The sequence below is a fragment of the Dyadobacter bucti genome (genome assembly GCF_005869225.1).
Classification (GTDB): domain Bacteria; phylum Bacteroidota; class Bacteroidia; order Cytophagales; family Spirosomataceae; genus Dyadobacter; species Dyadobacter bucti.
Genome location: NZ_SWFP01000003.1, coordinates 383284 through 395367, shown reverse-complemented (window position 1 = coordinate 395367; position 12084 = coordinate 383284). Strand labels below are relative to the sequence as shown.

The 12084-nt window shown below is 46.3% G+C and carries 7 protein-coding genes; 6 read left to right on the top strand and 1 reads right to left on the bottom strand.

Going from position 1 to position 12084, the window contains the following annotated elements:
• The first annotated feature begins 32 nt into the window (after positions 1-32).
• The 3 genes from FBF61_RS11770 to FBF61_RS11760 are packed head-to-tail and all read left to right on the top strand — an operon-like array spanning position 33 to position 2141.
• Positions 33-359: a DciA family protein gene (locus FBF61_RS11770; RefSeq protein WP_138477425.1), complete on the top strand. Its 327-nt coding sequence runs from the start codon at positions 33-35 to the stop codon at positions 357-359.
• A 36-nt stretch (positions 360-395) separates the two neighbouring features.
• A complete protein-coding gene (locus FBF61_RS11765) occupies positions 396-1331 on the top strand; it encodes a S66 peptidase family protein (protein ID WP_138477424.1) in 936 nt (311 codons plus the stop codon).
• 9 nt (positions 1332-1340) lie between these two features.
• Entirely contained in the window at positions 1341-2141 is an 801-nt protein-coding gene (locus tag FBF61_RS11760) for an SDR family oxidoreductase (RefSeq protein WP_138477423.1), read from the top strand.
• Between the two features lie 4 nt (positions 2142-2145).
• Here the strand turns inward: FBF61_RS11760 and FBF61_RS11755 are convergent, their stop codons facing one another.
• Positions 2146-3438: an amidohydrolase gene (locus FBF61_RS11755; RefSeq protein ID WP_138477422.1), complete on the bottom strand. Its 1293-nt coding sequence runs from the start codon at positions 3436-3438 to the stop codon at positions 2146-2148.
• Positions 3439-3860: 422 nt separating this feature from the next.
• Between FBF61_RS11755 and FBF61_RS11750 the strand changes: the two genes are divergently transcribed.
• The 3 genes from FBF61_RS11750 to FBF61_RS11740 all read left to right on the top strand — a co-directional run bounded on the left by FBF61_RS11750 (position 3861) and on the right by FBF61_RS11740 (position 12075).
• Positions 3861-7148, top strand: coding sequence for a SusC/RagA family TonB-linked outer membrane protein (locus tag FBF61_RS11750; RefSeq protein ID WP_229215012.1), 3288 nt, complete (start codon positions 3861-3863; stop codon positions 7146-7148).
• 8 nt (positions 7149-7156) lie between these two features.
• Positions 7157-8617, top strand: a complete 1461-nt coding sequence (locus tag FBF61_RS11745; protein WP_138477421.1) for a SusD/RagB family nutrient-binding outer membrane lipoprotein — start codon at positions 7157-7159, stop codon at positions 8615-8617.
• A gap of 308 nt (positions 8618-8925) precedes the next feature.
• On the top strand, positions 8926-12075 hold the full coding sequence (locus FBF61_RS11740; protein WP_138477420.1) for a SusC/RagA family TonB-linked outer membrane protein: 3150 nt from the start codon (positions 8926-8928) through the stop codon (positions 12073-12075).
• Positions 12076-12084: the final 9 nt, after the last annotated feature.

The window sequence follows — 12084 nt, the reverse complement described above, 5'->3', positions numbered from 1 at the left end:
TCTTTCTACATTTGTAATAATCCCTTTCAACTATGGCACAACACTATCGTTTTGATAAAGAAAAAGCATCGCGCCGGCCAGGTATTACTCCTTTAAAAGAAGCCATAGACCAGATGCTGGAAAAGTACCGGCTCCGCAACAGGTTCGACCAGTCCTATGTCGTTGCACATTGGGATAAAATAATGGGATCGGCAATCGCTTCCCGTACCAAAACTGTCTATATCAAAGAGCGGACGCTTTTCCTTCAGATAGAATCTGCTCCATTGCGGAACGAGCTGGTTCGCGCGAAATCAAAAATTATTGAACTCATAAACCGGGAAATGGGCACAAGCCTGGTCGAGGATGTGGTGTTTATTTAGCAATGGCCCACGCCTGTTGATCCGCAAAAAATTTGCATGAACGAAATCAAGCTCCCTCCTTTTTTGCAAGCAGGAGATAAAATAGGAATTACAGCTCCCGCAAGTATCGTACGTTACGAGGATGTAATTCCGGGAATCAACCTTTTTAAAAATAAATGGGGACTGGAAGTTACCGAAGGCGAAACGCTGAAAGACTCCTTTAACCAGTTTTCGGCAACCGACGCCGTCCGGCTTGCTGACCTTCAGAATATGCTGGACGATCCATCCATCAAGGCTGTTGTCGCGGCCCGCGGCGGTTACGGGTGTTCCCGGATTGTCGACCGACTCAATTTTGATCAGTTTTTGAAATCACCCAAATGGGTCGTTGGATTCAGCGACCTTACGGTTATTTTATCCCGGATATATCAGCTTGGTTATGCAGGAGCACATGCGCCTATGGCCAAGTCGATCACTACCGAGGGCGCCGGCCTCGCCGCCGAGTCGCTGAGACAGTTGTTGTTTGGCGAATTAGCTGAATACGACATTCCAGCACATCCTTTCAACCGGAACGGAATAGCCAGTGGAAACCTTGTGGGGGGAAATCTTTGCATTCTTGCTCACATGATTGGCTCTGCGACCGAGACCGACACCCGCGGAAAGATCCTTTTCATTGAAGATGTAGGTGAATACCTCTATAATCTGGACCGGATGATGGTCCAGATGAAACGCGCGGGAAAGCTGGAGCACCTCGCCGGCCTCGTTGTCGGACAATTTACAGACATGAAAGACAATAGCAATCCGACATTTGGCAAGGATGCAAATGAAATTGTTCAGGAACATGTTTCCGGATTTAATTACCCGGTTTGCTATAATTTTCCGGTCGGCCATGTTGGTGATAACCGGGCGATGGGGATAGGAATGAATTGCCGGCTGGAGGTAAATAGCCGCAAAGCTAAATTTCAGCACTTAAATACTTCCCCTTCAATTATCTAAATCATTTTCATGAACTCGTTTAAGGATAAGGTCGTATGGATCACGGGAGCTTCGGCAGGAATTGGCGAGGCGCTAACAATGGCCTTCGCTCAGGAAGGTGCAAAACTGGTACTTACTGCACGCAGGGAGGAGGAACTCGAACGGGTAAAAAAACTGACCGGGCTGCCAGAGTCTCACGTACTGGTGCTACCAATGGACGTTACTGACCTCGACAAAGCAAAACCTGCCGCCGAAAAAGTGATAGCACATTTTCAACGTATTGACATCATGGTCCATAATGCCGGTGTAAGCCAGCGTTCCTATATCCGGGACACGGAATTGGAAGTTTATAAAAAGCTGATGGAAGTGAATTTTTTCAGTACGGTGGCCCTCACCAAAGCTGTACTTCCCTACATGATGGAGCAGAAAAGCGGGCATTTTATTGTAATCAGCAGTGTGGCGGGGAAGATAGGAACAATTATGCGGTCAGGGTATAATGCAGCCAAACATGCGTTGCAGGGCTTTTACGATTCCCTGCGGGCCGAAGGTTATGAGCACAACATCAAAGTGACCACGATATGCCCGGGCTATATCCGTACCAATATTTCATTAAATGCGCTGAATGAGTCCGGAAGTAAGTTCGGCAAAATGGACGCCAATCAGCAAAAAGGGATCCCAGCAGAAGAATGTGCCGGGAGGATCCTTGAAGCTGTAAAAAAGGATAAAAAAGAAATCTATATCGGTGGTTTTAAGGAAGTTGCCGCTATTTATATGAAAAGGTTTTTTCCGGATTTCCTTTTTGACCAGGTTAGGAAAAATATTCCTGAGTAAAATATTATTTGGCTTTTTCCAGGTAATCCACTGCCAGCCGGCTTAGCGACCTCACGCCCAGTACCATGCTGCTTTCATCTACAAAAAAGTCGGGAGTGTGATGGGGAGCAGCCTCTGAGACATCCTTTCCTTTTGGTTTTCCACCAAGGAAGAAGAAGAAGCCAGGCACTTTTTGCTGGTAGTACGAAAAATCCTCGGCCCCTGTTTTGGCGGGGATCAATGTTACATTTTCCTTCCCAGCCACATTCTGCACAGTCCCGATCATCTTTTCGGTCAGCGCTACGTCATTGAAAGTTACCGGGTACAACACATCGATCTTCACGTTTGCAGTCGCGCCCGCACTCTCCGCAATGTGCGTAGAAATCTCAGACACACGCTTATGTACATACGAATGCATTCCTTCATCGAAAGTGCGGATTGTGCCGATCATCTTCACTTCTTCCGGAATAATGTTCTGCCGGATACCGCCATTGATTGCTCCGATCGTCACTACCGCCGGAGCTTGTGTGAGATTCAGATTGCGGCTCACAATGGTCTGCAGTGCTGTGACGATCTGCGATGAGGTCACAATAGGATCAACTCCCGACCATGGATATGCACCGTGGGTTTGCTTTCCTTTTACATTAATGCTAAAAAAATCAACTGCCGCCATCGTAGCACCAGGCCGGTAAGCGATTTTTCCGACTTCGATCTGTGAATCTATATGTAGTCCAAAAATCGCCTCCACTTTCGGGTTCTCAAGTACCCCTTCTTTGACCATCAGTTTGGCACCACCCTCCTCGCCTTCCGGAGCACCTTCCTCAGCTGGCTGAAAAATGAATTTTACGGTTCCTTTCAACTCATTCTTCATGGAAGCCAGTACCTCAGCGACGCCCATCAAAATCGCGATATGGGTATCATGTCCACAAGCGTGCATTACCCCGGTTTTCTGTCCGTTATAGTCTGCCACAACCGTTGATTTGAACGGAACCTCAACTCTCTCCGTAACAGGCAAACCGTCCATGTCAGCCCTTAGGGCAACAACAGGCCCTGCTTTTCCGCCCTTCAGAATCCCGACTACCCCGGTATGGGCCACTCCGGTCTTCACTTCAATCCCCAATTGTTTCAGGTGTTCTGCGACTTTTTCGGCGGTTTTGAATTCCCGGTTTCCAAGCTCCGGATTCTGATGAAAGTAACGCCTCCACTGAATGATTTTTTCTTCTATCGACCTGGCTTTCTGGTCAATATTGGAAACCTGACCAAAGCTGGGGATACCAAATAATAAAAGGCAGCCTAAAAGTAAAACACTTCGTACCATGAACATTGGGTTTATATAGTTGATATTGAAATAATCCTATACTGTTGTAACCGATCGGCGAAATATGATGTAATTGATTTAAAAAAAATTGTCACAATTTAATTTAGATCCATTCTTAATTACTATTGGAAATTCTTCATAAGCCAATTGCCAAACTTCATCGCCTCCTTGTAGTAATGATACGAAAAAGTTAACAAAATCATCAATCCATTAACAAAAATATAATTAGAACAACAATTTCAGAAATTTCAAACATTTAAAAAAATCGCAAAAAACAGACTACTTTAAATTAAAATTTGCTAAAACATACTGTTACACCAAAGCAAATTTTGAAAATTTGCAATTTGATCATTGTAATGGTTAAAACAATAATTAATTTTGCAATATTATGTCTGCATAACAAACCTAACTTTTATTTAAGTATGAAGAATACTCTATTATCCTTAATGGCATGCCTGCTTCTGTTGAGTGCGCAGGCTTATGCCCAGGATCGAGCGGTTACCGGAAAGGTGACAGCGGATGACGGCTCAGTACTACCTGGGGTTAACATTTCTTTGAAAGGTACTAATCGCGGTACTACAACCGACAGCGAAGGCGCTTACTCGATCACAGCAGCATCGGGCGCTACACTTGTTTTTAGCTTCATCGGCTTTCAAACTCAGGAAGCAGTAATAGGAAGTCTCACTACCATCAACATCACGCTTAAAAATGATGTCAGCCAACTTCAGGAAGTGGTTGTAACAGCATTGGGCCAACAAAGAAAAAGAAACGAGCTTGTGTACGCAGCTCAGCAGGTGACCGCGGAACAGATTACCCAGACCCGTGGCGCCAACGTAATGAACTCACTGGCTGGTAAAGTGGCCGGGCTCGATATCAAAACCAATAACAACATGGGTGGATCTACCAATGTTGTTATCCGGGGTTACAAGTCGATCACCGGTAATAACCAGGCTTTGTGGGTTATCGACGGGGTGCCGGTATCCAATGCCACCAACAACACCCAGGATCAGCAAACTGGTCGGGCAGGAGCGGATTACGGGAACGCAGCATCGGATATCAACCCTGACAACATCGCTTCTATCAACGTGTTAAAAGGTGCGGCTGCTACGGCACTCTACGGTTCACGTGCTTCCAACGGGGTAATTTTGATCACCACCAAACAAGGACGCAAAAACAGTTTTGATGTAACTGTCAACAGTGGTGTAACCTGGGGAAAAATTGACAAATCGACTTTTGTAAGATACCAAAAGGAATACGGTGCAGGTTATGGCGGCGACGGTGCAGCTGACCAGTTCTATCGCGGTGACCTGGGTTCAGGCGAAGGCGATATTGCCGTTTTCGATGCTGATGCTTCTTTCGGACCGAAATTTGATCCCAGCCGCATGGTTTATCAGTGGGACGCGATCGATCCCTTTTCGCCAAATTTTGGCAAAATGCGTCCATGGGTTGCCGCACAGAATGGCCCCGACAAATTTTACGAAACAGCTGTTAACTCTAACCAGAGCATTAACATATCGGGTGGAGGGGAAAATTCAACTTTCAAAGTTGGTTACACAAGAAGTGATGAAAAAGGTGTTCTTCCAAACAGCAAGCTGAACAAAAACCTTTTCAACTTCTCGGCATCATTCGATCTTTCGAAAAAGCTGACAGTTACCGCAAATGCCAACTATTCTCAGATCAAAGGTTTGGGAAGGTATGGAACTGGTTATGATGGTAAAAACCCGAACCAGCAATTCAGGCAATGGTTCCAGACCAACGTGGATCTGATCGAACAAAAAGATGCTTATTTCAGAAATAACCAAAACGTTACCTGGAACTGGGCTGATCCTACTGCTCCTTACGAAGAAAACGGGCCAATCTACTCTGAAAACCCTTACTTCTCCCGTTACCAGAACTACTCTAACGACTCCCGCGACAACTTTTTCGGCTACACGCAAGCCGTCTACAAAATCGCTTCATGGGTCGACTTCACCGGCCGGTTCGCATACAATGGTACCAGCGATATGCAGGAAGAAAGAATTGCTTTCGGAAGTGCGGATCCATCCCAGTACAAAAGGTTCAACAGATCTTTCCATGAAACTAACCTTGATCTGATCCTGAATTTCCGTAAAAGCATCTCCAAGGACTTTTATTTCTCGGGTTTACTGGGAGGAAGTATGCGGAGATCGAAAGAAGAGTCGATCAGGGCACAAACCAACGGAGGTATGGTGGTACCAAACCTTTATTCGTTGCTGAACTCGATCAACCCGATCGAAGCGCCGTCGGAAGTTTACAAACGTATCGGTGTTGACGGTCTTTACGGACAGGCTTCTTTCGCCTACAAGGAACTTGTGAACCTTGACCTTACGGCCAGACAGGACAAATCTACCACCCTGCCGGAGGGGAACAATACCTATTTTTATCCTGCGATAGGTGCCAACTTCAATTTCTCGAATCTTGAGGCTTTAAAAACAAACTGGCTGACGATGGGTAAAATCAGCGCCAACTACGCAGAAGTGGGTAACGATGCGCCTTGGGGAAGTATACTGGACGTTTATGACAAACCAACTGGTATCGGTTCTATTCCATATTTTACGCTTCGCAACACCAAGAATAATCCCAACTTGAAACCTGAGCGTACCAAAAATCTTGAATTCGGCCTTGAAACAGCATTTCTTGATGATCGCGTAGGTCTTAATGTTACTTATTACCGATCTAATACACTTGATCAGGTACTTCCTGTAAGGATTTCTGCCGCGACTGGTTATTCATTCAGGTATGTAAACTCCGGAGAAGTTGAGAACAAGGGTATTGAAATATCAGCTTATGTTACGCCTGTAAGAAGCGGCGACTTTTCCTGGACTATGAACGTCAATTTCGCAAGAAACAGGAATAAGGTACTCAGTCTGTACGGCGAAGGTGACAACAAAGTTACCAACGTGGAGATAGCTGCACCACAGGGAGGCGTCACGTTGAATGCTGCTGAGGGACAACCTTTCGGTATCATCAGAGGAACTGACTATCAGTACCATGCGAACGGGCAGCGGATCGTGAAGTCTAACGGTATTTACGCAGCGACTCCAGCTTCGGACAGAATAATTGGAAATCCTAATCCGGACTGGATCGGCGGCTTCTCCAATACACTTAAATACAAAACTGTATCTCTTAATTTCCTGCTTGACATCCGCCATGGGGGCGATGTATGGTCTCTGGATCAATGGTATGGTGAAGGCACAGGTATGTATCCGATTACTGCCGGCGTGAACGAACTGGGCAATCCTAAAAGAGATCCTGCATACGCTTATGACGAAGACGGACAAAGATTGAACCTGCTGCCAAATCCGGGAGGTGTTTTGTTCCCGGGTGTGAAAGCAGATGGTACACCTAATGATGTGAGAGCCGAAAACCTTGACGGTAACGGCGCAACTGCTTACGGGTATCCGGGCAATCCTCCACGTGCCATGTATATCTATGACGGAAGCTATGTCAAACTGAGAGAAGTTGCGCTTACTTTCGGTCTTCCGCAATCGGTTGTTTCTAAACTTCGCGCGTTCAAAGCCATCGATCTTTCTCTGATTGGTCGTAACCTTTGGATCATCCACAAAAACATGGAATATTCTGATCCGGAAGAGGGGTTGAGCTCAGGTATTTCAAGCGGAGCCGGTGGCTACCAAAGTGGTGCTTATCCAGCCGTCAGAAGTTATGGTTTCAATGTTAAATTCCGTTTCTAAAAAAATATATGAAAAAGATAATCATTTTCTTTTTGCCCATACTTCTGTTGACCGCTTGCGTCGACAGTCTGGATGACTACAATGTGGACATCAAACGTCCTTCGGTAGCACCGCCCGTAACTTTGTTCTCCAATGCACTTAAAGGACTTGCCGATACACTCACAAGTCCGAACGTGAATGTTAACAACTATCGTCTGTATGTGCAGCACTGGGCAACCACGACTTATCTTGACGAGCCAAGATATAATGTAACAGCCCGTATTATCCCGCAAAATTTCTGGCAGGGATTATACAAAGGGGTGATTTCGGATCTCAATGAGGCGAAAAGGCTGATCAATGCGGACGAGTTTATTTTGCCCGCTACCAAAGACGTACAACTTGCTCAAATTGAAATTGTTGAAGTTCTGACCTGGGCCAATCTTGTTAATACATTTGGCAATATACCTTATTCGGAAGCGCTCGACCCGGAAAAGCCGCTTCCAAAATATGATGATGCAAAAACTGTGTACGATGCGTTGTTGACCCGGCTGGATGCGGCGTTACCAAAACTGGAAAGTGGCGGAACCCCGTTTGGAAATGGTGATCTTCTCTATCAGGGAGACATCCCGAAATGGGTTAAATTTGGCAACTCAATCAAGCTGAAACTGGCCATGATCATCGCAGACAGCGATGCTGCGAAGGCTAAAACGATGGTGGCAGAAGCAGCGCCCAAAGTGTTTACTTCAAACGCTGACAGAGCTGCATTCCCCTACGTTTCAACACCGCCGAACTACAACCCGATCGCACAGAACATGAACCCGCTTTATTCAAGCCGTCAGGATTTCGTAGCTTCGGAGACGATTCTGAATCCGATGAATGAATTGATGGATCCAAGAAGACCTGCATTTTTTACCACTGTTGATGATAAATTTGTTGGCGGTAAATACGGGTTCCTTAACACCTATTCGGCATTCTCTCACGTAGGCGATAATATCATCGATCCCACACTGGAAGGTATGATCCTGGATTATTCGGAAGTTGAATTTTTACTTGCCGAGGCTGTGGAAAGAGGTTTCATTACTGGTTCTGCCGCAGAGCATTACAATAAAGGCGTAACAGCGTCAATCCTTTACTGGCTCGACAATATAGGCGTTCCTGCTGCTACCGCTACTACCGCAGCGGCTGCATACCTCGCGCAACCAAAAGTAGCCTATGCAACTGCCGGTGCTACATGGAAAGAAAAAATTGGCTTCCAGAAGTGGCTCGCACTCTACAACAGAGGATGGGAATCATGGGTTGAATGGAGAAGGCTGGATTTCCCAAAATTACTTCCTCCAACCGGTGGTAACGCCCCGGCAGGACTTGCCATTCCTGTCCGCATGATCTACCCTATCAACGAGCAAACACTCAACGGAGCAAACCGTTCTTCCGCTGCTGACGCTATCGGCGGTGATCTTGCAACCACTAAACTTTGGTGGGATAAATTCTGATCGATTCTGAACTACGATAAAGGCCGTCTCATTTAATTTGAGACGGCCTTTTTTGTGCCCGATCCCGCCAAAGACCGCTTGTGAACAGCCGGGCAAGTGGCAAGTTTTACCAGATTTCCGGTAGAAGTAAACAAGCAGCTTCTGACCGTTGCTCGGCATCTCTTCCGATTACACTGAAAATATAACCGTTAAAAAATTTCCATAAAGCCGAAGGATAACTACATCAAAATGAGGTTCGAAAAACAGATTTTTCAGGTTGTAATTTCAGAACAATAAAATTTTCTGAGTTAACAACAAACCTTACTTTGATGAAAAAAGCGTTACCCTTCTTTTTGGCGGTGCTGCTGCTCTTTTGTAGCCAGTCCTACGCCCAAACCCGCACGGTATCCGGAACCGTGAAGTCGCAGGACGACGGTTCTCCTTTACCGGGCGTCTCCATCCGGATCAAAGGAACCAACACCGGAGCCCTTACCAATGAAAAAGGCACGTACAGCATCCAGGCCAAAACCGGACAAACTCTGCTATTCTCCTACATCGGCTTCCTGAACCAGGAACTGAAAGCACCTGCCGAAGGGAACTTGGACATTTCACTGGTGCTGGACGAGTTGGCATTAAACGAGGTGGTCATTACCGCAGGAGGGTTGACAGCACAAAGGCGGGAACTGGGCAATCAGTCTACTACAATCAAGGCACAGGATATTTCGCAGGGCCGCCCTACCAGCGTCGCCTCCAGCCTTGCGGGTCGCGTTCCGGGACTGCTTGTGTCCGCAGTAAGCAGTGGGACAAACCCGAATTACCGGCTTGTGCTTCGGGGAAACCGGTCACTGACAGGAAACAACCAGGCTTTGGTGATTATCGACAACATCATATCTACAAGTGATATCCTGGGCAATATGAACCCGGAGGACATTGATGATATTCAGGTATTGAACGGTGCCGGCGCAGCGGCATTATATGGTTCCGACGCTTCCAACGGTGCATTGATTGTTACTACCAAAAAAGGAAAATCGGGCAAGACAGAAATTAAAATCTCCAATACCGTTACGTTCGAAAAAGTAAGTTTCCTCCCCCAACTTCAAAACGGCTTCGGTTCCGGCACTACGCCTGACGACGTGCCAAGTTATACACCTTACGAAAATCAGCAGTATGGCCCCGCTTTTGATGGTACGATGGTGCCGATAGGCAAGCCCCTTCAAGACGGATCGATACAGACGGTCCCCTACACAGCGCAAAATTCGAGGGAAAATTTCTGGAAAACCGGCATTGCAAATCAAAGCGACTTTAGTTTGTCTTCCGGTGATGAAAAGAGCACGTATTATCTGTCAGGGCAATATTTTGATCAAACTTCGACGGTTCCTTATGATAATTACAAGCGTTACAGTATACGGGCAAACAGCACCCGTAATATTTATAAAACCCTGAAAGCCACTTTTAACGCCAACTTTATCGCCAATCGGTACGACAATAGTTTGGCGACACTCGAGGCGTATCAAAGCCTGCTCATGTCGCCCCAGCATGTGGACATTACCAAGTACGAAAACTGGCGAACCGATCCGTTTGCGAACCCGAACGGTTATTATAACGAATATTACCAAAATCCCTATTTCACATTATCCAACACACGAAACAAGGCCCGCAACGATTATTTTCAGGGTAATTTGGAAGTGAAATGGAATCCTGTGAAACCGCTGACACTCACTTACCGGGTAGGGATCAGTACCAAAAACAATACTAACAAAATACACACGGGGAAATTTGTTTATTCTAACTATACCAAAGGAATTTCCGGGAGTTCGAAAAGGGATATTCCCGGAACTGTGGCCGATTACGCGGGATTCACGACACAACTTGTCAACGATTTTATTGCTGAGTACAAAAACAGCCTTTCCCGAAATATAAGCCTCAATCTCGCGCTGGGAGTCACATTTCGTGAAAACAGCCGCAAAGATCTGGCCGCTGGTATAACCGGCCTCGTTATCGACGATTTATATAATGCCGGGAATAGTCTGACTAACCCTACGGTGTTGGAGAACATATATAAAGCACGACAGGCAGGTGTGTATGGCGAGGCACGTATCGGATTCAAGGATTACATTTACCTGCACTTTACCGGCAGAAACGACTGGAGATCGGTTCTTGCAAAAGACAACAGATCTTTCTTTTATCCGTCTGTCGACCTGTCATTCATAGCCTCGGATGCGCTTCCTTTTCTTAACCAGTCAAATTGGTTGCAAAGCCTGAAAATACGTGGAGGATATTCGCAGGTCGGGCAGGTGAACCTGGCGAACACAACTCCCTACCAGTTCGGGACAACTTACGGGGCTTATGCATTAAACACTACATTTTCTCAGATCTACGGTTATCCCTATTCCAGCGGTGCCGGTTTTACAATGGGTGATAACATTGTCGCACCGAACATCAAACCGGAAATAACGACGGGCCTTGAAGGAGGATTTGATTTTGATATAAAACCGTTTAAAATCAGTGGCGGTCTTACATTTTATAAGACCAACACGGTTGATCAGACCATCTCAGTCCTGATATCATCTACAACCGGGTTTAACAGCTTGGCCACCAATGTGGGGGAAGTGGAAAACAAAGGGATGGAAATATACCTCAACCTCACTCCGCTCAAAACATCCTATGGGCTGGAAGTATCGCTGGGCGCTAATTACACCCACAACAGAAATAAAGTTTTATCCCTGTCGGAAGGGTCGAACCAACTAACGCTCGCCGGTGTGGGCGCCGTAGCAAGGGTACTCGCCAAAGTTGGCTCACCTTTTCCGCTACTTCAGACAACGACTTATAACCGCGATCCGCAGGGAAGGATTATTGTTGATGCCAAAACCGGTTATCCTTCATCCGACGGCACCTTCAGCGATATAGGTGTAACAAACCCGCCGCACATCCTCGGGGCAAATGGCACTATCAAATTCAAAGGACTCCGATTAAGTGCATTGTTTGAATACCGCAACGGACATTACATTTTCAATTCCATCGCAACCGGGTACGACTTTTCCGGAGCTGGTATCCGTACAGCCTGGTACAATCGCGACCGTTTCGTAGTCCCCAATTCATCTTATAAGAATGCCGAAGGGCAATATGTTCCAAACACGAATATCGCTGTGAGAAGCGGAGGAGCCGATTTCTGGACAGATGGAACCCGTAATACAAACATTGGCGAAAACTACATCAACTCAGCGGGTTTCTGGAAGATGAGAGAGGCTTCACTTTCTTATCAGCTTCCCGCTTCTATTTTGGCCAAAACAAAATTCATACAAGGTGTCACGATCAGCGTGCAGGGACGCAACCTGTTCATCTGGGTTCCCAAATCCAACCTGTATACCGATCCTGAGTATAGCTCCAACGGAGCCGACAACAATGCCGTAGGTATCACCAATCTGGCCCAAACACCTCCTGCCCGATACTTCGGCGGAACAGTATCCCTAACATTTTAAGCAACTGAT

Bases quoted from the DNA above. Each gene is read 5' to 3' on its own strand.
- FBF61_RS11770 (WP_138477425.1), top strand. From the start codon at position 33: ATGGCACAACACTATCGTTTTGATAAAGAAAAAGCATCGCGCCGGCCA.
- FBF61_RS11765 (WP_138477424.1), top strand. From the start codon at position 396: ATGAACGAAATCAAGCTCCCTCCTTTTTTGCAAGCAGGAGATAAAATA.
- FBF61_RS11760 (WP_138477423.1), top strand. From the start codon at position 1,341: ATGAACTCGTTTAAGGATAAGGTCGTATGGATCACGGGAGCTTCGGCA.
- FBF61_RS11755 (WP_138477422.1), bottom strand. From the start codon at position 3,438: ATGGTACGAAGTGTTTTACTTTTAGGCTGCCTTTTATTATTTGGTATC.
- FBF61_RS11750 (WP_229215012.1), top strand. From the start codon at position 3,861: ATGAAGAATACTCTATTATCCTTAATGGCATGCCTGCTTCTGTTGAGT.
- FBF61_RS11745 (WP_138477421.1), top strand. From the start codon at position 7,157: ATGAAAAAGATAATCATTTTCTTTTTGCCCATACTTCTGTTGACCGCT.
- FBF61_RS11740 (WP_138477420.1), top strand. From the start codon at position 8,926: ATGAAAAAAGCGTTACCCTTCTTTTTGGCGGTGCTGCTGCTCTTTTGT.